13 protein-coding genes and 7 pseudogenes are annotated in these 23,229 nt (G+C 64.7%); 17 read left to right on the plus strand and 3 right to left on the minus strand.

Annotated features, from left to right (window positions below; all coding sequences use genetic code 11):
* The first annotated feature begins 86 nt into the window (after positions 1 to 86).
* The 4 genes and pseudogenes from coxB to BAY1663_RS01660 all read left to right on the plus strand — a co-directional run bounded on the left by coxB (position 87) and on the right by BAY1663_RS01660 (position 4,854).
* Positions 87 to 1,004 (plus strand): cytochrome c oxidase subunit II, encoded by a 918-nt coding sequence (gene coxB, locus BAY1663_RS01645; protein ID WP_037037485.1) that lies wholly within the window; start codon positions 87 to 89, stop codon positions 1,002 to 1,004.
* Positions 1,001 to 3,532, plus strand: a complete 2,532-nt coding sequence (gene ctaD, locus BAY1663_RS01650) for a cytochrome c oxidase subunit I (protein ID WP_037037487.1) — start codon at positions 1,001 to 1,003, stop codon at positions 3,530 to 3,532. Before coxB ends, ctaD begins: the two co-directional genes overlap by 4 nt.
* Positions 3,533 to 3,681: 149 nt before the next feature.
* Positions 3,682 to 4,040, plus strand: a pseudogene (locus BAY1663_RS01655) (hypothetical protein).
* A pseudogene (locus BAY1663_RS01660) lies at positions 4,031 to 4,854 on the plus strand (cytochrome c oxidase assembly protein). Before BAY1663_RS01655 ends, BAY1663_RS01660 begins: the two co-directional pseudogenes overlap by 10 nt.
* Before the next feature lie 126 nt (positions 4,855 to 4,980).
* Here the strand turns inward: BAY1663_RS01660 and tusA are convergent.
* Both tusA and rlmM read right to left on the minus strand, forming a co-directional pair.
* On the minus strand, positions 4,981 to 5,229 hold the full coding sequence (gene tusA, locus BAY1663_RS01665; protein WP_037037490.1) for a sulfurtransferase TusA: 249 nt from the start codon (positions 5,227 to 5,229) through the stop codon (positions 4,981 to 4,983).
* A 65-nt stretch (positions 5,230 to 5,294) separates the two neighbouring features.
* Positions 5,295 to 6,344: a 23S rRNA (cytidine(2498)-2'-O)-methyltransferase RlmM gene (gene rlmM / locus BAY1663_RS01670; protein WP_037037493.1), complete on the minus strand. Its 1,050-nt coding sequence runs from the start codon at positions 6,342 to 6,344 to the stop codon at positions 5,295 to 5,297.
* A 189-nt stretch (positions 6,345 to 6,533) separates the two neighbouring features.
* On the opposite strand from rlmM, the gene acnA reads away from it, so the two are divergent.
* From acnA to BAY1663_RS01680, 3 genes and pseudogenes are all read left to right on the plus strand, one after another.
* Positions 6,534 to 9,209, plus strand: a complete 2,676-nt coding sequence (gene acnA / locus BAY1663_RS01675) for an aconitate hydratase AcnA (RefSeq protein WP_037037496.1) — start codon at positions 6,534 to 6,536, stop codon at positions 9,207 to 9,209.
* A gap of 411 nt (positions 9,210 to 9,620) precedes the next feature.
* Positions 9,621 to 9,950: pseudogene (locus BAY1663_RS25770) on the plus strand (PAS domain-containing protein); the annotation flags it as partial.
* Complete coding sequence (locus tag BAY1663_RS01680) at positions 9,927 to 11,189, plus strand: methyl-accepting chemotaxis protein (protein WP_371257576.1); 1,263 nt, start codon at positions 9,927 to 9,929, stop codon at positions 11,187 to 11,189. The pseudogene BAY1663_RS25770 and the gene BAY1663_RS01680, both read left to right, overlap by 24 nt.
* Before the next feature lie 139 nt (positions 11,190 to 11,328).
* On the opposite strand, the gene BAY1663_RS01685 is transcribed toward BAY1663_RS01680, so the two are convergent.
* On the minus strand, positions 11,329 to 12,021 hold the full coding sequence (locus BAY1663_RS01685; protein WP_037037502.1) for an alpha/beta family hydrolase: 693 nt from the start codon (positions 12,019 to 12,021) through the stop codon (positions 11,329 to 11,331).
* 63 nt (positions 12,022 to 12,084) lie between these two features.
* Between BAY1663_RS01685 and ccoN (BAY1663_RS01690) the strand changes: the two are divergent.
* From ccoN (BAY1663_RS01690) to BAY1663_RS01735, 10 genes and pseudogenes are all read left to right on the plus strand, one after another.
* Positions 12,085 to 13,508: pseudogene (gene ccoN, locus BAY1663_RS01690) on the plus strand (cytochrome-c oxidase, cbb3-type subunit I).
* A 13-nt stretch (positions 13,509 to 13,521) separates the two neighbouring features.
* Positions 13,522 to 14,133, plus strand: coding sequence for a cytochrome-c oxidase, cbb3-type subunit II (gene ccoO / locus BAY1663_RS01695; RefSeq protein ID WP_037037505.1), 612 nt, complete (start codon positions 13,522 to 13,524; stop codon positions 14,131 to 14,133).
* A 99-nt stretch (positions 14,134 to 14,232) separates the two neighbouring features.
* Positions 14,233 to 15,167 (plus strand): annotated as a pseudogene (gene ccoP / locus BAY1663_RS01700) (cytochrome-c oxidase, cbb3-type subunit III).
* Positions 15,168 to 15,519: 352 nt separating this feature from the next.
* Positions 15,520 to 16,946 (plus strand): annotated as a pseudogene (ccoN, locus tag BAY1663_RS01705) (cytochrome-c oxidase, cbb3-type subunit I).
* Positions 16,947 to 16,960: 14 nt separating this feature from the next.
* On the plus strand, positions 16,961 to 17,572 hold the full coding sequence (ccoO, locus tag BAY1663_RS01710) for a cytochrome-c oxidase, cbb3-type subunit II (RefSeq protein ID WP_037037507.1): 612 nt from the start codon (positions 16,961 to 16,963) through the stop codon (positions 17,570 to 17,572).
* 6 nt (positions 17,573 to 17,578) lie between these two features.
* The gene (locus BAY1663_RS01715; protein ID WP_037037610.1) at positions 17,579 to 17,764 is read left to right on the plus strand and encodes a CcoQ/FixQ family Cbb3-type cytochrome c oxidase assembly chaperone; all 186 of its coding nucleotides are present in this window, start codon (positions 17,579 to 17,581) and stop codon (positions 17,762 to 17,764) included.
* A complete protein-coding gene (ccoP, locus tag BAY1663_RS01720; protein WP_037037510.1) occupies positions 17,765 to 18,682 on the plus strand; it encodes a cytochrome-c oxidase, cbb3-type subunit III in 918 nt (305 codons plus the stop codon).
* A 136-nt stretch (positions 18,683 to 18,818) separates the two neighbouring features.
* Positions 18,819 to 20,230 (plus strand): annotated as a pseudogene (gene ccoG, locus BAY1663_RS01725) (cytochrome c oxidase accessory protein CcoG).
* 12 nt (positions 20,231 to 20,242) lie between these two features.
* The gene (locus BAY1663_RS01730) at positions 20,243 to 20,743 is read left to right on the plus strand and encodes a FixH family protein (RefSeq protein ID WP_037037513.1); all 501 of its coding nucleotides are present in this window, start codon (positions 20,243 to 20,245) and stop codon (positions 20,741 to 20,743) included.
* A 7-nt stretch (positions 20,744 to 20,750) separates the two neighbouring features.
* Entirely contained in the window at positions 20,751 to 23,165 is a 2,415-nt protein-coding gene (locus BAY1663_RS01735) for a heavy metal translocating P-type ATPase (protein WP_037037516.1), read from the plus strand.
* The last annotated feature ends 64 nt before the right edge of the window (positions 23,166 to 23,229 follow it).

Below are 23,229 nucleotides of genomic sequence, written 5' to 3' on the forward strand. Positions count from 1 at the left end.
TTTTCCAATGGACCACAGCGCTGCTGGCAGTTCCTTGGCTCAGCGCCTGCGGCGGTCCGCAGTCGGCCCTGTCTCCGGCCGGGCCGATGGCTCGCGAGGTGGCGCACGTCTGGTGGGCGATGCTCGCTTTCGCGGTGCTGGTGCTGGTCGTCGTCAGCGGGCTGTGGATCTACGCCATGCTGCGCCCGTCGCGGGTAATCGGCGCGGATGAAGCCCGGCGCATCAACCTCCGCTGGATCATCGGCGGCGGCATCGTCCTGCCTACCGCCAGCATCGTCGCCCTGCTGGCGTTCGGCATCCCGGCCGGACGCAGCATGCTGCCGCTACCCGTCGACGGCGAGCAGCCGCTGCGCATCGAGGTCATCGGCCATCAGTGGTGGTGGGAAGTACGCTACCCGGACAGCGGCGTGGTCACCGCCAACCAACTCATCCTGCCGGTGGGCCGTCCGCTGGACGTCGAAGTGACCAGCGCCGACGTGATCCACTCGTTCTGGGTGCCACGCCTGGGCGGCAAGCTCGACATGATCCCCGGGCGGCGCAACACCCTGCGTCTGCAGGCCAGCGAAGCCGGCGTGTTCCGTGGCCAGTGCGCGGAATTCTGCGGCAGCCAGCACGCGCACATGATCCTGCATGTCGAAGCGCTCGAAGCCGGCGCCTTCGAAGGCTGGCTCGACGCCCGCGCAGCGCTCGATCATTCCCCGGCCGCCGGCACCGCCGGGCAGGTATTCACCGAGCGCTGCGGGCAATGCCACCGCGTCGCCGGGATCAGCGCCGGCAACCGCGCGCCGGACCTCAGCGACCTGGCCACGCGCCCGACCCTCGGTGCCGGCGTCATCGCCAACGACAGCGCCGGCCTGCGCCGCTGGCTGCGCGAGCACCAGAGCCTGAAGCACGGCATCGCCATGCCGAGCCACGACGACCTTTCCGATGCAACCCTCGGCCAGCTCGCCGACTGGCTGGAAACACTGGGGCCGACCACGAAACAGGAACAGAGCCGACCATGAGCCCGGTGCACAAGAGCGGCGCCCCCGCGACCGATCCCGACCAGCTGCACGACCAGTTCAACGAGGTCTGGGGCAACCCACGCGGCTGGCGCGCGCTGACCATCGTCAACCACACCAGTATCGGCCTGCGCTTTCTGGTCACCGGCGGCCTGTTCTTCCTGGTCGGCGGCCTGCTGGCGATGCTGATCCGCACCCAGCTCGCCCTGCCCGGCTACGAGCTGATGGAGCCGGACGTCTACAACCAGGTCTTCACCATGCATGGCACGGTGATGATGTTCCTCTTCGCGGTGCCGATGATGGAGGGCCTGGCGGTCTACCTGATCCCGAAGATGATCGGCGCCCGCGACCTGGTGTTTCCACGCCTCTCCGCGCTGGGCTACTACTGCTACCTGTTCGGCGGGCTGATCCTGCTGTCGAGCATCTTTCTCGACGTCGCACCCAAGGCCGGCTGGTTCATGTACACGCCGCTGTCCAGTTCGGCGCATACGCCGGGGGTGAATTCGGACTTCTGGCTGCTGGGCATCACCTTCGTCGAGATATCCGCGGTGTCGGCAGGGGTCGAGCTGGTGGTGTCGATCCTGCGCACCCGCACCAACGGCATGGCGCTGCACAAGATGCCGCTGTACGCCTGGTACATCCTGGTGATGGCGATGATGATCGTGGTCGGCTTCCCGCCGCTGATCCTCGGTAGCATCCTGCTGGAGCTGGAACGCGCCGCCGGCATGCCGTTCTTCGATGTCGCCCGCGGCGGCGACCCGGTGCTCTGGCAGCACCTGTTCTGGCTGTTCGGCCACCCGGAGGTGTACATCATCTTCCTGCCCGGCGCGGGCATCGTCTCGACGTTGATCCCGGTGTTCTGCCAGCGCCCGCTGGTGGGTTACCGCTGGGTGGTGCTGGGCGTGCTGACCACCGGCTTCATCAGCTTCGGCCTGTGGGTGCACCACATGTTCACCGTCGGCATCCCGCAACTGGCCCAGGCGTTCTTCTCGGCGGCGAGCATGCTGGTGGCGATCCCCACCGGCGTGCAGGTGTTCGCCTGGCTGGCGACGCTCTGGCTGGGACGGCCGATCTACAAGGTGCCGATGCTCTGGCTGGTGGGCTTCCTCATCGTCTTCGTCGCCGGCGGCCTGACCGGGGTGATGCTGGCGCTGGTGCCCTTCGACTGGCAGGTGCACGACACCCATTTCGTCGTCGCGCACATGCACTACGTGCTGGTCGGCGGCATGGTCTTTCCGCTGATGGCCGGGTTGTACTACTGGCTGCCGCACTTTTCCGGGCGGATGCCCTCGGAGTCGCTCGGCCGCTGGGGCTTCTGGCTGTTCTTCATCGGCTTCAACACGACCTTCCTGATCATGCACTGGACCGGCCTGATCGGCATGCCACGGCGGGTCTATACCTACGACACGGGCCTGGGCTGGGACCTGCCCAACCTGATCTCGTCGATCGGCAGCTTCATCATGGCCGCCGGCGTCGCCACCATCCTGCTGGATATCGTCCTGCACTTCCGCTTCGGCGTGGCGGCGCCGAAGAATCCGTGGAACGCCGATACCCTGGAGTGGGCCACCAGCCTGCCACCCAGCGCCTACAACTTCGTCAGCCTGCCGGACGTGAGCGACCGCCACCCACTGTGGAAGGCACCGGACCTGCCGGACAGCATCGCCCATGGCGAGCACGCGCTGACGGTGATCGACCATGGCCGCCGGGAAACCTGGGGCAGCGATCCGCTGACCGGCAAGGCGCGCGAGATCATTCACCTGCCGGGTAACAGCTGGCTGCCGCTCATTGCCTCGGTGTTCCTCGCCGCGCTCTGCCTGAGCCTGCTGGGCAAGTTCTACTGGATCGCCTTGGGCGCGACCGTGGCGACGCTGCTGGTGCTGCTGCGCTGGTCCTGGGAGAACGGCGCGCACCCGGCCGCCGCGCCGGATGCGCGCACCCAGCCCGGCGAGCCACCGCTGCACTCGCGCACCTTCGACGGGCCGGGCCTGTGGGGCATGGGCGTGACGCTGCTGGCCAACGGCGCGCTGTATCTGTCGCTGCTGTTCGGCTGGTTCTACCTGTGGACGGTAGCGCCACAGTGGCAGGTGCCGCAGAGCGGCCTCAACGGCGGGGCGATGCTGGCCAGCGCGCTGCTGCTGAGCGCCGGCACGCTCTGGCTGCACCGCTTGATCAAGCGCCTGCGCGCCGGTACGCATCGCGGCCTGTTGGGGCAACTGGCGCTGCTCGCGCTGCTGGCGCTGGTGCAATCGGCGCTGCTGCTATGGCTGCTGCTCGACGCGGCACTGGCGCCGACCGCAACGGCCCACGATGCGCTGGTGTTCGTCATGCTGGCCTACAGCATCGGTCACTGCGCGCTGGCCGCGGTGCTGACCGGCCTGCAGGCCTGGCGCGTCGGTTGCGGCTACGTCGGCGACGCGGCACCGTACGAGCCGGTGGTGGTCGAGCAGCTCTGGTACTACAACCTGGGCGTGCTGTGGACCAGTTACGCGGCGATCGTGCTGTTCCCGCCGACCTGGGGAGGCGCCGGATAAAGGCTATGCCTGAGTGGCTGTTGCGAATAGTAGGAGCGGGCCCATGCCCGCGAGGTTTGCGCGCTGGAATATTCGCGGGCACGGTCCGCTCCTACAGACCTTCAGAACACCTCGGCACTTCGAGCAACACGCAATGGGGACAGAGCCTGATGAAACACGCCCGCACTTCACCTTTCCATCCAGTGCAGATCCCGCTCGGCTGATCATCTGGAGCCTCTGGTTCGTCGCGATCTACGGTGGCCAGGCGGTGATCTGCGCGGTCGCCCCGCCCGATCCCCGGCACGGCGCATGGAACTGGCTGAACGGCAGCCTCGGCCTGCTCAGCCTGTGCGTCGTGACGCTGCTGCTGTGGTTGGCACACTATTTCTGGCGGTTGTCCCGGGTGCCACACGAGCTGGACGAGCGACAGCTGTTCGTCACCCGGCTGACCGCCAGCGTCCATCTGGTCGCGGCACTGGCGACACTCTTCGTCGGCGCGCCCCTGCTGCGAATCCCGCCATGCCTGTGAACATGGCGGTGCTCGCCCTACTGCTCAGCCTGCCAGCGCCGGCACTGGCCCATGGGCTGTTCGATACGCAACTGGGCGAACGCGTCCCGCTGCTGTCGGCCGCCCTGCTCAGTGGCGCAGCTGGGCACTGTATGCCCTCGGTGCGCGCCGCGTGCCGGCGCGGCGCCACGAGGCCCTGTGTTTCCATGGTGCGATGCTGTTGATGGTGCTGGCCGTGTTCGGCCCCATCGACGACTGGGCGCAGACCAGTACCAGCTGGCACATGACCCAGCACATGCTGTTCATCGTGATGATCGCGCCGCTATGGGCCCTGGCCCGGCCACTGCCGCAATGGCGCGGGATCAGCGGCCGGCTTGGCCAGCCGCTATGGACGGCGATCCTGCGCGCCGGCCGCTACCCGACCCTGCTGGCCCTGTTGCATGGCGCGGTGATCTGGATCTGGCACACGCCGAGGCTCTACGTACTGGCGCTGGACAACCTCTGGTGGCACGCCTTCGAGCATGCCTGCTTCCTGTTCAGCGGCTGGCTGTTCTGGTGGTCGGTGCTGCGCGCCAACCCGAAGCAGGTGCCGCAAGCGCTGCTGGCGGTGTTGCTGACCCTGATGCACACCGGCCTGCTCGGCGCGCTGCTCACCTTCGGCACGGTCTCGTTCTACGGTGAAGGTCGCTCGGTGGATGATCAGCAGCTGGCGGGCCTGATCATGTGGGTGCCGGGCGGGCTGGTCTACCTGCTCGGCGGCGGCTGGATCGCCTGGCGCTGGCTCGGCCGCATGTGGCGCCGGCAGCAGGCGCGTACGGCGAGCGAGGAAATCTGAAAGCCGTAGGGTGCGCTCCGTATTCAGCGCGTAGGTTGGGTTGAGGAGCGCAGCGACGAAGCCCAACAGATTCATGCCACCCCCCGTTGGGCTTCGCTACGCTCAGCACCAACCTACCCGCGAACCTCAGCTCTTCTTGCGAATCCAGTAGAGATAGGTGCCCGAGGCTTCCTGCTGCTCGACCAGTTCATGGCCGAGGAAGATGCAGAACTTGGGAATGTCGCGCCGGGTCGAGGGGTCGGTGGCGATGACCTTGAGCAAGGCGCCAGCCGCCAGGTCGCGCACCTTGTTGTGCAGCATCATCACCGGCTCGGGGCAGTTCAGGCCGCTGGCGTCGAGTACGGCGTCGGCGGTCATTTCGGCTGATTGGGTCATTGCAGGCTCCGGAAAACAGGTCAGCATTGTCGCGCAAGCACGCGGACAGGTCATCCTTTCGGCGATCAAAGACGCCGCAGGTGACAGGTCACTTCCTCGCGATCGTGATACAGCTGCTTGCAGCCGATGCTGGCCTTCACCCCGCGTTCGGCCAGGCCGTCGGCGATGCGTTCCAGCAGGCGCTTCACCTCGGCGTAGCGTTGTTTCATCGGCAGTTTGAGGTTGACCACCGCCTCGCGGCACAGCCCCTCGCCGATCCAGGTTTCCAGCAAGGCCGCGTTGCGCGCCGGCTTCTCGACGATGTCGCAGACCATCCAGTCCACCGGCTTGCGCGGGCGGAAGGTGAAGCCGTCGGCACGAAAATGCTCGACCAGCCCGGAATCCATCAGTTCGGCGTTCATCGGTCCGTTGTCCACGGCACTGACCTTCATATGCCGGTTGACCAGTTGCCAGGTCCAGCCACCGGGCGCGGCACCGAGGTCGACCGCGCTCATGCCGGCCGCCAGGCGTGCATCCCATTGCACACGTGGGATGAAGTGGTGCCAGGCCTCCTCCAGTTTCAACGTCGAACGGCTCGGCGCCTGGCGCGGGAACTTCAGGCGCGGGATACCCATCGGCCAGAGCGCGCTGTTGTTCGCTTCGGCGATGCCGACGAACACCTCGCGGCCGCTCCTGAAGGTCAGCAGCAGGCGCGGGCCTTCGCCGCGCTCGTCGAGGCGACCGGCCTTGACCAGAGCCTTGCGCAGCGGTGTCTCGAACTTGCGGCAGAACGGGGAGAGTTCCTTGCCTTCGTTGGTATCGAGCACCTCCAGCCACAGGCTGCCGCACACCGGATAATCGGCCAGATGCGCCAGCAGCACGCTGATGCGATCGACTTCCGGTAGTTGCAGGTATTCGCCGCGCGCCCACTGGCGGGCAAAGATCAGTTCGGCGAAACGCAGGCTGCGCATCAACCGTTCGGCGCCACCCGCCTCGGCGCAGACGAATTCGGCACAGGCACTATCCGGCTTGGCCTTGGCATAGCCGGCCACGCCCAGCAGCGCCGCCTGCTCGCTGAGCTCGGCGCAGACTTCGCCTTCGAAGCCGGGGCGGCAATGCAGCAGCAATGTATTCATGGTCGACTCCTGTGAGCGCGTCGGGCCGCAGCCAAAGCCGCGCATGATAGCCGAGCGGGGGAACCCTCGCCTGTATGGTCCGGTCCAGTGCATTAGCGAAAGCCCTGCCGAAGAGCTAGGGTCAAAAGACCCCTACGTTTCGAAGACTCAGTCATCAGCCCGTATCGTGTGGGCACAAGGAGACGAGGAATGCCTTCCCTGGATAGCCTGAATTGCCGCCGCAGCCTCGAGGTCGCCGGCAAGACCTACCATTATTACAGCCTGCCCGACGCGGCAGCCCGTCTGGGCGACATCGACCGCCTGCCGATCTCGCTCAAGGTGCTGCTGGAAAACCTGCTGCGCTGGGAAGACGAGGTGACCGTCCATGCCACCGACCTCGAATCCCTGGCCCAATGGCTGCACACCCGCAGCTCCGAACAGGAGATCCAGTACCGCCCCGCGCGCGTGCTGATGCAGGACTTCACCGGCGTACCGGCGGTGGTCGACCTGACCGCGATGCGCGATGCGGTGGCCAAGGCCGGCGCCGATCCGCAGAAGATCAATCCGCTCTCGCCGGTGGACCTGGTGATCGACCACTCGGTGATGGTCGACCGTTTCGGCGACGAGCAGGCCTTCGGGCGCAACGTCGAGATCGAGATGCAGCGCAACGGCGAACGCTACGAGTTCCTGCGCTGGGGCCAGCAGGCCTTCGACAACTTCCGCGTGGTGCCGCCGGGCACCGGCATCTGCCACCAGGTCAACCTGGAATACCTCGGCCAGGTGGTCTGGACCCGCGAGGAAGACGGCGCGACCTACGCCTACCCCGATACCCTGGTCGGCACCGACTCGCATACCACCATGATCAACGGCCTCGGCGTGCTGGGCTGGGGCGTCGGCGGTATCGAGGCCGAGGCGGCGATGCTCGGCCAACCGGTGTCGATGCTGATTCCCGAAGTCATCGGCTTCCGCCTGACCGGCCGGCTCAACGAGGGCGTCACCGCCACCGACCTGGTGCTGACCGTCACTCAGATGCTGCGCAAGCACGGCGTGGTGGGCAAGTTCGTCGAATTCTACGGGCCGGGGCTCGATCACCTGCCGCTGGCCGACCGCGCCACCATCGGCAACATGGCACCCGAATACGGCGCCACCTGCGGCTTCTTCCCGGTGGATCAGGTGACCATCGACTACCTGCGCCTGACCGGCCGCAACGAGGAGCGCATCGCCTTGGTCGAGGCCTACAGCAAGGCCCAGGGCATGTGGCGCGACAGCACTTCGCCGGACCCGCTGTTCACCGCCAGCCTGGAGCTGGACCTGAGCCAGGTCAGGCCTTCCGTCGCCGGCCCCAAGCGCCCGCAGGACCGCGTATCGCTCGGCGACATCGGCGCCAGTTTCGACCTGCTGCTGGAAACCAGCGGCCGCAAGCAGCAGGTGGACCGGCTGTTCGCCGTGGCCGGCGAGGACTTCACGCTCAAGCATGGCGCCGTGGTGATCGCCGCCATCACCTCCTGCACCAATACCTCCAACCCCAGCGTGCTGATGGCCGCCGGCCTGGTGGCGAAAAAGGCCGTCGAGCGCGGACTCAAGCGCCAACCTTGGGTCAAGTCGTCGCTGGCACCGGGCTCGAAGGTGGTGACCGATTACCTGGAGCGCGCCGGCCTGACACCGTATCTGGATCAGCTCGGCTTCAACCTGGTCGGCTACGGCTGCACCACCTGCATCGGCAACTCGGGCCCGCTGCCGGATGCCATCGGCCAGACGATCACCGACAACGACCTGATCGTCTCCTCGGTGCTTTCCGGCAACCGCAACTTCGAGGGCCGGGTGCATCCGCTGGTCAAGGCCAACTGGCTGGCCTCGCCGCCGCTGGTGGTGGCCTTCGCCCTGGCCGGCACCACGCGCATCGACATGGACAAGGACCCGCTGGGCTACGACGCGCAGGATCAAGCGGTGTACCTCAAGGACATCTGGCCGAGCACTGCGGAAATCGCCGAAGCCGTCGGCAGGATAGACGGCCAGATGTTCCGCAGCCGCTACGCCGACGTGTTCAGCGGCGACGAGCAGTGGCGCAAGATCGCGGTCAGCGCCGGCGATACCTACCAGTGGAACGCCGCCTCGAGCTACGTGCAGAACCCGCCGTTCTTCGAAGGCATCGGCCAGCCACCGGCACCGCCCGCGGATATCGAGAACGCGCGGGTGCTCGCGGTGTTCGGCGATTCGATCACCACCGACCACATTTCCCCGGCCGGCAACATCAAGGCCAGCTCGCCGGCGGGGCTATACCTGCAGTCGCTGGGCGTAAAGCCGGAAGACTTCAACTCCTATGGCTCGCGCCGTGGCAACCATGAGGTGATGATGCGCGGCACCTTCGCCAACATCCGTATCAAGAACGAGATGCTCGGCGGCGAGGAAGGTGGCAATACGCTGTATCAGCCCAGCGGAGAAAAGCTGTCGATCTACGACGCGGCGATGCGCTACCAGGCCGAAGGCGTGCCGCTGGTGGTGATCGCCGGCAAGGAATACGGCACCGGCTCCAGCCGCGACTGGGCGGCCAAGGGCACCAACCTGCTGGGAGTGAAGGCGGTCATCGCCGAGAGCTTCGAGCGCATCCACCGTTCCAACCTGATCGGCATGGGCGTGCTGGCGCTGCAGTTCGTCGGCGAACAGACGCGTCATTCGCTCGGCCTGGACGGCAGCGAAAGGCTCTCGATCCGGGGCCTGGATGCCGACATCAAGCCGCGCCACCTCCTGACCGTGGATGTGGAGCATCGCGACGGGTCGAGCAGCACGTTCCAGGTGTTGTGCCGTATCGACACGCTCAACGAGGTGCAGTACTTCAAGGCCGGCGGCATCCTGCATCACGTGCTGCGGCAGCTGATCGGCAGCTGATTGGCGAGGCGGCGAGGGAGACGTCTCTCGCCGCCCGCGGACACAGACGAAAACGCCGGTGCGCATCCCTTCGCACCGGCGTCCGCCATTCCGTTGGCATCTGATCGCTAGCTGCCCTGCCACTCCGCTGCTCGCGTCCTGCCGTGTCCGGCTCCATGACCGCCGCGTCGCCGCTCTCGTGACGAGAGACGCCCGGACATGTTCTGACGGTAGCCACGCAAGATTGCAGAAAGATTAAGCCCAACCTTCCGCTGGTCGCCTATCTATCCGGAGCACGTGGAAAAAACTGATCGACGGATCAACCTCTCGCTCAAGATCGCCCAATCACGGCCGACTCAACGGTCAGCCCTGAAAAAGAAACAGAAAAATCAGGCGCTTCTATCCTTTCGAATACCCTTGGCGTGATTTTCGATGCGTAATAACCAGCCCGTAACCCAGCGCGAGTATGCCTACCCCGACCAGCAGCGGCTGGTTTCGACCACCGACCTCAAGGGCCGGATCACCTACTGCAACGACATCTTCGCCGAAGTCAGCGGTTTCGAACGGGACGAGCTGATTCGCGCACCGCACAACCTGATCCGCCATCCGGATGTGCCGCCCGCGGTGTTCGCTCATATGTGGCTCACGCTCAAGGCGGGCAAGCCCTGGATGGGCATCGTCAAGAACCGTCGCAAGAATGGCGACCACTACTGGGTCAACGCCTACGTGACCCCGGTCATGGATAGCCAGCGCACCGTGATCGGCTACGAATCGGTGCGTACCAAGCCGAGTCGCGAACAGGTACAGCGGGCCGAAGCGCTCTATGCCCGGATCAATGCCGGCAAGAGCGGTGTGCCCCGGCGCGACGTCTGGCTGCCGGTGCTGACCAAATGGCTACCGTTCATCCTGGTCAGCCAGATCGGCTTTCTCATCGGCGCCTGGCTCGATCACTCCATGGGCTTCGCGCTGGCCGCGCTGCTCTCCATTCCACTCGGCCTGGCCGGACTGCATTGGCAGCAGCGAGGCCTCAAGCGCCTGCTGCAACTGGCGCGGCAGACCACCAGCGATCCGCTGATCGCCCGCATGTACACCGACAGCCGCGGCGTGGAGGCCCAGCTGGAAATGGCGATGCTCAGTCAGCAGGCGCACCTGAAGACCTGCCTGACCCGCCTGCAGGACAGTGCCGTGCAGCTCCAGGCCCAGGCCAAGAGAGCCGATTCGCTGGCCCACAACTGCGCCAACGGCCTGGCGCAGCAGCATCAGGAAACCGAACAGGTCGCGACCGCCATCAACGAGATGGCGGCCACCACCCAGGAGGTCGCCGGCAATGTCGCGCTAGCCGCCGAGGCCACCCAGCAGGCCAGCCGGCTCAGCATGCACGGGCGGGACGTCACCGCCGAAACCCGCAAGGCGATCCAGCACCTGTCCGACTCGGTGGCCCGTACCGGCGAGGCCGTGAATCAGCTGGCCCACGACAGCGAAGCGATTGGCAGCGTGGTGGACGTGATCAAGAGCATCGCCGACCAGACCAACCTGCTGGCACTCAATGCGGCGATCGAAGCAGCGCGCGCCGGCGACAGTGGCCGCGGTTTCGCCGTGGTCGCCGACGAGGTGCGCCAGCTGGCCCAACGCACGAGCGAGGCGACCGGGGAAATCCACCAGCTGATCGAGCGGCTCCAGACACAGGCACGCCATGCGGTGGAAACCACCGAGCAAGGCCGCGTGCATGCCACCCGCGGCGTCGATCAGGTCCTGCAGGCGGACCAGGCCCTGACCGGCATCAACGACGCCATGGGCAACATCATCGACATGACCACGCAGATCGCCTCGGCCACCGAACAGCAGAGCACGGTCGCCGAGGAAATCAGTCACAACGTCAGCACCATCGCCCACCTGGCCGATCAGACCACGGGCGATGCCCGCAGCTCGGCGCTGCTCAGCGAAGAGCTGGCCGTCACCGCCGAAGGGCAATACTCGCTGGTGGAACGCTTCAACCGCTGACCGCGCCAAGGCGCCATGTAGGTTGGGGCGGGGCGCGCAGCCTGAGGAGCGTAGCGACGAAGCCCAACAGGTTCGTGCTCATCCCTGTTGGGCTTCGCTGCGCTCAGCGCCAACCTACGACGTCTTCGCACTTCGCCCGTCAGGCCTGCGCCACGCCCCGCAGAAATGCCGCGACCGCATCGGCCGCACTGTCCAGATGCTGCTCATGGGTCAGGCCGGAGCGCTTCAGCGGCTTCAGATCGTGATCCGCGGCGGCGAGCCAGTGCAACGCGACCGCCGCTGACAGCGAGTAGCCCTGCACCGTCTCGCGATCCCCCAGCGCATCGCGTTCGCCCTGCACGATCAGCGTTGGCGTCCGCAGCGTGGCCAGGTGCGCCACCCGTGGCTTGTCCCGCTTGCCGGCCGGGTGGAACGGATAACCCAGGCAGATCAGTGCATCGGCACCCAGCTCATCGGCCAGCAGACTGGCCATGCGCCCGCCCATCGACTTGCCGCCAATGGCCAGCGGTCCTGTGGCCTGCTGTCGCACCAAGGCATGGATTTCCCGCCACTGATCGAGCAGTTGTGCCTGCGGAGCGGGTGGTCGTTTGCGCCCGCTGGTGCGGCGCTCGGCCATATAGGCGAACTCGAAGCGACACACCGCAATCCCGCGTGCGGCAAGGCGTTCAGCCATTTTCTGCATGAACGGACTGTCCATCGGCGCGCCAGCGCCATGGGCCAGAATCAGGCTCGCGCAAGCCGCGCCCTGCGGCCGATTCCAACTGACGGAATGCCCTTTGCCGCCTTGTGTGTATTGATCCGGGTCAATACCAGCAGATTGCCCTTTCCCCATCCTTGCCTCGCTTTCTATTAGAAAGAAAAAAACTGCTCATTACCCGTGGATGGAAGCCCATACATGAACACAGCAACCAGTACCGCCTACAGCTACAAGGTGGTCCGCCAATTCGCCATCATGACGGTGGTGTGGGGAATCGTCGGGATGGGGCTCGGCGTTTTCATCGCAGCACAATTGGCCTGGCCTTTCCTGAACCTCGACCTTCCGTGGACCAGCTTCGGCCGTCTACGCCCCTTGCACACCAACGCGGTGATCTTCGCCTTCGGCGGCTGTGCATTGTTCGCGACGTCCTACTACTCGGTCCAGCGCACCTGCCAGACCACCCTGTTCGCGCCGAAACTGGCCGCGTTCACCTTCTGGGCTGGCAACTGGTCATCCTCCTGGCCGCGATCTCCCTGCCGCTGGGTTTCACCAGCTCCAAGGAATACGCCGAGCTGGAGTGGCCGATCGACCTTCTGATCACCATCGTCTGGGTAGCCTATGCGATTGTGTTCTTCGGTACGCTGGCCACGCGCAAGGTCAAGCACATCTATGTCGGTAACTGGTTCTTCGGTGCCTTCATCCTGACCGTGGCGATCCTGCACATCGTCAACAACCTGGAAATCCCGGTCACCGCGATGAAGTCCTACTCGCTGTATGCCGGTGCGACCGATGCGATGGTGCAGTGGTGGTACGGCCACAATGCCGTGGGCTTCTTCCTCACCGCCGGCTTCCTCGGGATCATGTACTACTTCGTGCCCAAGCAGGCCGAACGCCCGGTGTATTCCTATCGCCTGTCGATCGTCCACTTCTGGGCGCTGATCACCGTCTACATCTGGGCCGGTCCGCACCACCTGCACTACACCGCCCTACCGGACTGGGCGCAGAGCCTGGGCATGGTGATGTCCCTGATCCTGCTGGCTCCGAGCTGGGGCGGCATGATCAACGGCATGATGACCCTCTCCGGTGCCTGGCACAAACTGCGTAGCGACCCGATCCTGCGCTTCCTGGTGGTCTCGCTGGCGTTCTACGGCATGTCCACCTTCGAAGGCCCGATGATGGCGATCAAGACCGTCAACGCGCTGTCCCACTACACCGACTGGACCATCGGCCACGTACACGCCGGCGCCCTCGGCTGGGTCGCCATGGTCTCCATCGGCGCGCTGTATCACCTGATCCCGAAAGTGTTCGGTCGCCAGCAGATGCACAGCATCGGCCTGATCAACACCCACTTCTGGCTGGCCACCATCGGCACCGTGCTCTACATCGCCTCGATGTGGGTCAACGGCATCGCCCAGGGCCTGATGTGGCGTGCGATCAACGACGACGGCACCCTGACCTACTCCTTCGTCGAAGCGCTGGAAGCCAGCCACCCGGGCTTCGTGGTGCGGATGATCGGTGGTGCGATCTTCTTCACCGGCATGCTGGTGATGGCCTACAACACCTGGCGCACCGTTCAGGCGGCCAAGCCGGCTGAGTATGACGCTGCTGCGCAGATCGCCTGAGGAGCCGACGTAAATGAAACAGCACGAAAAACTCGAGAAGAACGTTGGCCTGCTGGCCCTGTTCATGATCCTGGCGGTGAGCATCGGCGGCCTGACCCAGATCGTCCCGCTGTTCTTCCAGGACAGCGTCAACGAGCCGGTCGAGGGCATGAAGCCCTACACCGCGCTGCAACTGGAGGGCCGCGACATCTACATCCGTGAAGGCTGCGTTGGCTGCCACTCGCAGATGGTGCGTCCGTTCCGCGCCGAAACCGAGCGCTACGGCCACTACTCGGTCGCTGGCGAAAGCGTCTATGACCATCCGTTCCTGTGGGGCTCCAAGCGTACCGGTCCGGACCTGGCCCGCGTCGGCGGCCGCTACTCCGACGACTGGCACCGCGCGCACCTGTTCAACCCGCGCAACGTGGTGCCGGAGTCGAAGATGCCGTCCTATCCGTGGCTGGTCGAGAACACCCTCGATGGCAAGGACACCGCCAAGAAGATGTCGGCCCTGCGCACCCTCGGCGTGCCTTACAGCGACGAAGAGATCGCTGGCTCTCAGGATGCCGTCAAGGGCAAGACCGAGATGGACGCCATGGTGGCCTACCTGCAAGTACTCGGCACCGCGCTGACCAACAAGCGGTAAAACGGCTACCCACCTAAGAAAGGATGCGCCGCCAAGGGCGGCCATCAGGGACTTCAATCGCGGACAGCTAGAGTTGCTCGGGCTGTCCAGGAGTAGAACATGAGCAATTTCTGGAGTGGATACATCGCCCTGCTGACGCTGGGCAGCATCGTCGCTCTGTTCTGGCTGATCTTCGCCACCCGCAAGGGCGAGCCGGCCGGCACTACGGACAAGACGATGGGACATTCTTTCGATGGCATCGAGGAATACGACAACCCGCTGCCGCGCTGGTGGTTCCTGCTGTTCATCGGCACGCTGGTGTTCGGCATCCTCTACCTGGTCCTTTATCCGGGACTGGGTAACTGGAAAGGCGTCCTGCCGGGCTACGAGGACGGCTGGACCCAGGAGAAGCAGTGGCAGCGCGAAGTCGCTCAGGCCGACGAGAAGTACGGGCCGATCTTCGCCAAGTACGCCGCCATGCCGGTGGAGCAGGTCGCGCAGGACGAGCAGGCAGTGAAGATGGGCGCGCGCCTGTTCGCCAACTACTGCTCCATCTGCCACGCTCCGACGCCAAGGGCTCCATGGGCTTCCCGAACCTGGTCGACCATGAATGGCGCTGGGGTGGTGATCCGGTCTCGATCAAGACCACCATCCTCAACGGCCGTACCGCCGCGATGCCGGCCTGGGGCCAGGCTATCGGCGAAGAAGGCGTGAAGAATGTCGCCGCCTTCGTCCGTCAGGATCTCGCCGGCCTGCCACTGCCGGAAGGCACCGAGGCCGACCTCGCCGCTGGCCAGCAAGTCTTTGCCCAGACCTGCGCCGTCTGCCACGGCCAGGGTGGTGAAGGCATGGCCGCACTGGGTGCGCCGAACCTGACCAATGCCGCCGGCTGGATCTACGGCTCGAGCCTGGGGCAGCTGCAGCAGACCATCCGCCATGGCCGCAACGGCCAGATGCCGGCACAGCAGCAGTACCTGGGCGAGGACAAGGTCCACCTGCTTGCCGCATACGTTTACAGTTTGTCGCAAAAGCCGGAACGACTCGCCAAGCAGTGAGTCACAAAGGGCGGTACACTCGTGCCGCCCTTCCCGCCTTGTCTCCACGCAACATCTGCAGCACTGCGACCATCTGTCGCATCAGCCGCCGACCAACGTCCTTCCCCCTCTACGCTTGCACTCCTAAGCTTCTCCTTCCGGTTCGCCGCACTGCCTAGAACGATAAGGCGAAGCCGTGATTCCCGGCGTACCGGCCCGGTGCAAAACGTCCCTGCGGAGCGCATGGAAAACGCTTGAAATCAGGGGCTTGGCGGTAGAAGACAGCCCTGGCGTCGTTTGCATTGCCCCCCTGCTTTCTCCATACTTGCCGCCGTTTTTGCCTTCGAAAATGCCATTAGCGTGGAAGCCTTGCATGAGCACAGCAATAAGTGAGACTGCTTATAACTATAAGGTGGTTCGCCAATTCGCCATCATGACGGTGGTATGGGGAATCATTGGGATGGGCCTGGGTGTCTTCATCGCCGCGCAGCTGGTGTGGCCCTGGCTCAATTTCGACCTACCGTGGACGAGCTTCGGCCGTCTGCGACCCTTGCACACCAATGCGGTGATCTTCGCCTTCGGTGGTAGCGCACTGTTCGCCACGTCTTACTACGTGGTCCAGCGCACCTGCCAGGCACGGCTGTTCTCCGACAGCCTCGCGGCCTTCACCTTCTGGGGTTGGCAGGCCGTGATCGTGCTGGCGGTCATCACCCTGCCGCAAGGCTTCACCAGCACCAAGGAATACGCCGAGCTGGAATGGCCGATCGACATCCTGATCGCCATCGTCTGGATCACCTACGCCTGGTGTTCTTCGGCACCATCATGAAGCGCAAGTCCAAGCACATCTATGTGGGTAACTGGTTCTTCGGCGCCTTCATCCTGGTGACGGCGATGCTGCATATCGTCAACAACCTGGAAATCCCGGTCACCTGGTTCAAGTCCTACTCGCTCTACTCGGGTGCGACCGATGCCATGGTGCAGTGGTGGTACGGCCACAACGCCGTGGGATTCTTCCTCACCACCGGCTTCCTCGGCATGATGTACTACTTCGTGCCCAAGCAGGCCGAACGCCCGGTGTATTCCTATCGCCTGTCGATCGTTCACTTCTGGGCGCTGATCACCCTTTACATCTGGGCCGGCCCGCACCACCTGCACTACACCGCCCTGCCGGACTGGGCGCAGAGCCTGGGCATGGTGATGTCGATCATCCTGCTGGCGCCGAGCTGGGGTGGCATGATCAACGGCATGATGACCCTCTCCGGCGCCTGGCATAAGCTGCGCACCGATCCGATCCTGCGCTTTTTGGTGGTCTCGCTGGCGTTCTACGGCATGTCCACCTTCGAAGGCCCGATGATGGCGATCAAGACCGTCAACGCCCTCTCCCACTACACCGACTGGACCATCGGCCACGTACACGCCGGCGCCCTCGGCTGGGTGGCAATGATCACCATCGGCTCCATGTACCACCTGATCCCGAAAGTGTTCGGTCGCGAGCAGATGCACAGCATTGGCCTGATCAACGCCCACTTCTGGCTGGCCACCATCGGCACCGTGCTCTACATCGCCTCGATGTGGGTCAACGGCATCACCCAGGGCCTGATGTGGCGTGCGATCAACGAGGACGGCACCCTCACCTACTCCTTCGTCGAGGCGCTGGAAGCCAGCCATCCCGGCTTCATCGTCCGCGCCCTCGGCGGTGCCTTCTTCCTCACCGGCATGCTGTTGATGGCCTACAACGCCTGGCGCACCGTGCGTGCCGCCAAGCCAGCCCAGTACGACGCTGCCGCGCAGATCGCTTGAGGATCCGAAACTAAATGAAACAGCACGAAAAACTCGAGAAGAACGTTGGTCTGCTGACCCTGTTCATGATCCTGGCGGTGAGCATCGGCGGTCTGACCCAGATCGTCCCGCTGTTCTTCCAGGACAGCGTCAACGAGCCGGTCGAAGGCATGAAGCCCTACACCGCGCTGCAACTGGAAGGCCGCGACATCTACATCCGTGAAGGCTGCGTTGGCTGCCACTCGCAGATGGTGCGTCCGTTCCGCGCCGAGACCGAGCGCTACGGCCACTACTCGGTCGCTGGCGAAAGCGTCTACGACCATCCGTTCCTGTGGGGCTCCAAGCGTACCGGTCCGGACCTGGCCCGCGTCGGCGGCCGCTACTCCGACGACTGGCACCGCGCGCATCTGTACAACCCGCGCAACGTGGTGCCGGAATCGAAGATGCCGTCCTACCCGTGGCTGGTCGAAAACGCCGTCGACGGCAAGGACACCGCCAAGAAGATGTCGGCCCTGCGCACCCTCGGCGTTCCCTATAGCGACGAAGACATCGCCGGCGCACGGGATGCCGTCAAGGGCAAGACCGAAATGGACGCCCTGGTGGCCTACCTGCAAGTACTCGGCACTGCACTCACCAACAAACGGTAACGCATGATGGAAATCGGGACTCTTCGCGGCCTGGGCACAATTCTGGTATTCGTCGCCTTCATCGGCGTCGTGCTCTGGGCCTACAGCAGCAAACGCAAGAAAAGCTTCGACGAAGCCGCCAACCTGCCCTTCGCAGACGAGGAGACCGACGCCAAGAAGCGTGATGAAGAAGCTTCCAGGAGTAAGAAATAAATGACCTCGTTTTGGAGTTGGTACGTCACCCTGCTGAGCCTCGGCACCATTGCCGCGCTGGTCTGGCTGCTACTGGCAACACGCAAGGGACAACGCCCCGACAGCACTGAAGAAACCGTCGGCCATTCCTATGACGGCATCGAGGAATACGACAACCCGCTGCCACGCTGGTGGTTCATGCTGTTCGTCGGCACCGTGATCTTCGCCCTCGGTTACCTGGCACTGTATCCCGGCCTGGGCAACTGGAAAGGCATCCTGCCCGGCTATGAAGGTGGCTGGACCCAGGTCAAGGAATGGCAGCGCGAAATGGACAAGGCCGGCGAACAGTACGGCCCTCTGTACGCCAAATACGCCGCCATGCCGGTAGAGGAAGTCGCCAAGGACCCGCAGGCCCTGAAGATGGGCGGCCGCCTGTTCGCCTCGAACTGCTCCGTCTGCCACGGCTCCGATGCCAAGGGCGCCTACGGTTTCCCGAACCTGACCGACAACGACTGGCTGTGGGGCGGCGAGCCGGAAACCATCAAGACCACCATCCTGCACGGCCGTCAGGCCACCATGCCGGCATGGAAGGACGCGATTGGCGAAGAAGGCATCCGCAACGTCGCCGGCTATGTTCGCAGCCTCTCCGGCCGAGATACCCCTGAGGGTATCAGCGTCGACATTGAGCAGGGTCAAAAAATCTTTGTGAGCACTTGTGTAGCCTGTCATGGACCGGAAGCCAAAGGCACTGCAGCCATGGGCGCGCCGAACCTGACCGACAATGTCTGGCTGTATGGTTCGAGCTTCGCCCAGATCCAGCAGACCCTGCGCCACGGTCGCAATGGCCGCATGCCGGCCCAGGAAGCAATCCTTGGCAATGACAAGGTGCACTTGCTGGCAGCCTACGTCTACAGTCTGTCGCAGCAGCCGGAGCAGTGATCCACAGAGGCCAGGAGCGACGACCTGTCGCACCTGGCCTCGACCCTCCGGGCGTACCATTCGCAGCTGGACAGAAAAATGATCCTGGTCGCACGTATCAGCCAGGACACCCACCTTCAGCCGTGGTACGCACTTGATGACTGAGCATATCCCCGTTCGTGATGTAACCCCCCCGTCCAAGGCCGAAGCGTCAGCCGACCTTTATGCTGCGCGTGAAAAGATCTACACCCGAGCCTTCAGCGGGCTGTTCCGCAACCTGCGACGCGTCGGTGGCGCGGCGCTGTTCATCCTCTTCTTCGGAACCGTCTGGCTCAACTGGGATGGCCGCCAGGCCGTCTGGTGGGACTTGCCGGACCGCAAATTCCACATTTTCGGGGCAACCTTCTGGCCCCAGGATTTCATGCTGTTGTCGTGGCTGCTGATCATCTGCGCCTTCGGCCTGTTCTTCATCACCGTATTCGCCGGCCGCGTCTGGTGCGGCTACACCTGCCCGCAGAGTGTCTTCACCTGGGTCTTCATGTGGGCAGAAAAGGTTACCGAGGGTGACCGCAACCAGCGCATGAAGCTGGACAAGGCGCCGATGAGTGCCAACAAGTTCCTTCGCAAACTTGCCAAGCATGCGATCTGGATAGCCGTCGGTATCCTGGTGGCCATTACCTTCGTCGGCTACTTCACCCCGATCCGCCAGCTGGTTCCCGACCTGCTCACCCTCAACGTCAATGGCTGGGCAGCGTTCTGGATCGGTTTCTTTACACTGGCCACCTATGGCAGCGCCGGCTATCTGCGCGAGCAGGTATGCATCTACATGTGTCCTTATGCGCGCTTCCAGAGCGTGATGTTCGACAAGGACACTCTGATCGTCTCCTACGATCCGCGCCGCGGCGAGAAGCGCGGCCCGCGCAAGAAGGACGCCGACTACAAGGCGGTGGGCCTCGGCGACTGCATCGACTGCACCATGTGCGTGCAGGTCTGCCCCACCGGCATCGACATCCGCGATGGCCTGCAGATCGAGTGCATCGGTTGCGCGGCGTGCATCGATGCCTGCGACGCGATCATGGACAAGATGAACTACCCGCGCGGCTGATCAGCTACACCACCGAGCACAACCTGTCCGGGCAGAAGACCCATCTGCTGCGGCCGCGCCTGATCGGCTATGCCATCGCGCTGTTGGCCATGATGAGCCTGTTCTCCTATGCGGTGTATGATCGCCCGCTGGTGAAACTGGACGTGCTCAAGGACCGGGTGCTCTACCGCGAGAACGAGCTGGGCAACATCGAAAACGTCTACACCCTCAAGGTCATGAACAAGGCTCAGCGCGAGCAGACGTTCGTGATCGAGGCATCCGGCCTGGAAGGCCTGGTCTACGAGGGCCGTAGCGAGATCCGCGCCGAAGCGGGCGAGCTGGTCACCATCCCGGTCGAACTCTCCATCGCGCCCGAGAAGCTGCCGTCCAGCACCAATGTGATCGTCTTCCATGTCCGTTCGGCAGATGACGAATCGATCAACGACGATGCCGACAGCCGTTTCATCGGCCCAAGCATCCGCTAAGCAAGGTCATACATGCGCTCCGAAAACGAACAAACGCGTTGGTACACCCAGTTCTGGGCCTGGTTCGTCATCGCCATCCTGCTGGCTTCGGTCGTCCTCGGGCTGACGATGCTGACCATCGCGATTCGAAACGCCGACTCTCTCGTCGCCGACAACTACTACGATGCCGGCAAGGGTATCAACCAGTCCCTGGAACGAGAGAAGCTGGCGGAGCGCCTGCAGATGCGCGCCCGCCTCGTCCTCAACGACGAGCGCGGGCTCGCCGAGATCCAGCTCAGCGGTGCGAGCCAGCCACAGCAACTGGTGCTCAACCTGCTGTCGCCCACGCAACCGGAACGCGATCGCCGCGTCATCCTGCAACCGCAGGGCGACGGCTTCTATCAGGGCCAGTTGCAGGAGGAGATCACCGGCCGGCGCTTCATCGAGCTGCTCGGTCGCGAGGGCGAACAGGAATGGCGCCTGTATGAGGAAAAAACCATCGAAGCCGGCCGCGCACTCGAACTGACCCCTTGAGTCGCTGATGGCAAAGCCCCTCCCCTGCTACCACTGTGGTCTGCCGGTTCCCGCCGGCAGCCGTTTTCAGGCCTGCGTGCTGGGTGAGACGCGGGCCTTGTGCTGCCCGGGCTGCCAGGCGGTGGCCGAAGCCATCGTCAAGGGCGGACTGGAAAACTACTACCTGCACCGCAGCGACACCGCGATCAATCCGCAGGCCTTGCCCCAGGAGCTCGGCGAAGAGCTGGCGCTGTATGATCGCGAGGACGTGCAGCAGCCCTTCGTCCAGCATCAGGGTGAACTGGCAAGCACGTCACTGATGATCGAAGGCATCAGCTGCGCCGCCTGCGGCTGGCTGATCGAACGCCATCTGCGCAACCTGCAGGGCGTCGCCGAGGCCAGCCTCAACCTGTCCAATCACCGCCTTAACGTACGCTGGAGCGATGCCGAGCTACCGCTAAGCGAGTTGCTGGGCGAGCTGCGGCGAATCGGCTACGCCGCGCATCCCTACCAGGCCGACCAGGCCGCCGAACGCCTGGCCAGCGAGAACCGTCGCTCGCTGCGCCAACTGGGGGTCGCCGGCCTGCTGTGGATGCAGGTGATGATGGCCACCATGGCGACCTGGCCCGAGTTCAACCTGGACCTCTCGGAAAGCTTCTTCGTCACCCTGCGCTGGACCGCGCTGCTGCTGACCACGCCCATCGTCTTCTACTGCTGCACCGACTTCTTCAAGGGCGCGCTGCGCGATCTGCGTACCCGTCACCTGACCATGGACGTATCGGTTTCACTGGCCATCGGTGGCGCCTATCTCGCGGGCATCTGGTCGACGATAACCGGCCAGGGCGAGTTGTATTTCGATGCCGTGGGCATGTTCGCCCTGTTCCTGCTCGCCGGCCGCTATCTGGAGCGGCGCGCCCGCGAACGCACCGCCGCCGCCACGGCGCAACTGATCAACCTGCTGCCGGCGTCGTGCCTGAAACTCGACGCCGATGGCCATAGCGACCGCATCCTGCTCAGCGAGCTGCGACTCGGCGACCATGTCCTGGTGCAACCCGGCGCACTGATCCCCGCCGATGGCACCATCCTCGGCGGGCAGTCCAGCATCGACGAATCGGTGCTGACCGGAGAATACCTGCCCCTGCCGCGCGGCGTGGGCGACAGCGTCACCGCCGGCACGCTGAACGTCGAGGGCCCCTTGACCCTGGAAGTCCAGGCGCTGGGCGACGACACCCGCCTCTCGGCCATCGTCCGCCTGCTGGAACGCGCCCAGGCCGACAAGCCGAAGCTCGCCGAACTGGCCGATCGCGTCGCCCAGTGGTTCCTGCTGGTGGTGCTGCTAGTGGCCAGTATCGTCGGCCTGGTGTGGTGGCAGATCGATCCGCAACGGGCCTTCTGGATCGTGCTTGCGCTACTGGTCGCCACCTGCCCCTGCGCGCTCTCGCTGGCCACGCCGACCGCATTGACCACCGCGACCGGCACCCTGCACAAGCTCGGCCTGTTGCTGACCCGCGGCCATGTTCTCGAAGGCCTCAACCATATCGACACGGTGGTCTTCGACAAGACCGGCACGCTCACCGAGGGCCGCCTGACGCTAAGCGCCGTCCACCCGCTGGGCGAACTGGATGCCGACACCTGTCTGGCGCTGGCCGCGGCGCTGGAAAATCGCTCCGAACACCCCATCGCACGAGCCTTCGGCCGCGCACCGCAGGCCGCCGAATCGGTCGAGACGGTACCGGGCCTGGGCCTGTGCGGCAGCGCGGCCGGCCGTAGCCTGCGCATTGGCCAGCCCGGCTTCGTCGCCGAAGGTTATGGCGGCTCAGCACCGTCCATCCCCGGCGAACATGGGCAATGGCTGTTGCTCGGCGATGCCCGGGGACCACTGGCCTGGCTGGTGCTCGATGACCGCCTTCGCGACGATGCCCCGGCCTTGCTCGATGCCTGCCGCCAGCGCGGCTGGCGGACGCTGCTGCTGTCCGGCGACAGTTCGCCGACGGTCGGGCAGATCGCCCGCGAGCTGGGTATCGATCAGGCCGAAGGCGGGATGACTCCCGCGGCCAAACTGGCCAGGCTGCAAGAGCTGCAGGCGCAGGGGCATCGGGTGCTGATGCTGGGCGACGGCATCAACGATGTCCCGGTACTCGCGGCTGCCGACATCAGCGTCGCCATGGGGTCCGCCACCGACCTGGCGAAGACCAGCGCCGATGCCGTGCTGCTATCCAACCGCCTCGGCAGCCTGGCGCAGGCATTCACCGTCGCCCGCCGCAGCCGTCGCATCATCATCGAAAACCTGACCTGGGCAAGCCTGTACAATGGCCTGGTCCTGCCCTTCGCCGCGATCGGGTGGGTGACACCGCTGTGGGCGGCACTGGGCATGTCGGCCAGCTCCCTGCTGGTGGTGTTGAACGCGCTGCGGCTCGCCAGGCAGCCTCGTCAAACCAACTGACCGCCTCGCTGCCACGACGACACGCGCAGCTGCAGCCTTTCGCTTGAGTAGTCTCCGGAGGTTC

The sequence above is a fragment of the Pseudomonas sp. BAY1663 genome, assembly GCF_000582595.1.
GTDB lineage: Bacteria > Pseudomonadota > Gammaproteobacteria > Pseudomonadales > Pseudomonadaceae > Stutzerimonas > Stutzerimonas stutzeri_AF.

Bases quoted from the DNA above. Each gene is read 5' to 3' on its own strand.
- coxB (WP_037037485.1), top strand. From the start codon at position 87: ATGGCTCGCGAGGTGGCGCACGTCTGGTGGGCGATGCTCGCTTTCGCG.
- ctaD (WP_037037487.1), top strand. From the start codon at position 1,001: ATGAGCCCGGTGCACAAGAGCGGCGCCCCCGCGACCGATCCCGACCAG.
- tusA (WP_037037490.1), bottom strand. From the start codon at position 5,229: ATGACCCAATCAGCCGAAATGACCGCCGACGCCGTACTCGACGCCAGC.
- rlmM (WP_037037493.1), bottom strand. From the start codon at position 6,344: ATGAATACATTGCTGCTGCATTGCCGCCCCGGCTTCGAAGGCGAAGTC.
- acnA (WP_037037496.1), top strand. From the start codon at position 6,534: ATGCCTTCCCTGGATAGCCTGAATTGCCGCCGCAGCCTCGAGGTCGCC.
- BAY1663_RS01680 (WP_371257576.1), top strand. From the start codon at position 9,927: ATGGATAGCCAGCGCACCGTGATCGGCTACGAATCGGTGCGTACCAAG.
- BAY1663_RS01685 (WP_037037502.1), bottom strand. From the start codon at position 12,021: ATGGGGAAAGGGCAATCTGCTGGTATTGACCCGGATCAATACACACAA.
- ccoO (WP_037037505.1), top strand. From the start codon at position 13,522: ATGAAACAGCACGAAAAACTCGAGAAGAACGTTGGCCTGCTGGCCCTG.
- ccoO (WP_037037507.1), top strand. From the start codon at position 16,961: ATGAAACAGCACGAAAAACTCGAGAAGAACGTTGGTCTGCTGACCCTG.
- BAY1663_RS01715 (WP_037037610.1), top strand. From the start codon at position 17,579: ATGGAAATCGGGACTCTTCGCGGCCTGGGCACAATTCTGGTATTCGTC.
- ccoP (WP_037037510.1), top strand. From the start codon at position 17,765: ATGACCTCGTTTTGGAGTTGGTACGTCACCCTGCTGAGCCTCGGCACC.
- BAY1663_RS01730 (WP_037037513.1), top strand. From the start codon at position 20,243: ATGCGCTCCGAAAACGAACAAACGCGTTGGTACACCCAGTTCTGGGCC.
- BAY1663_RS01735 (WP_037037516.1), top strand. From the start codon at position 20,751: ATGGCAAAGCCCCTCCCCTGCTACCACTGTGGTCTGCCGGTTCCCGCC.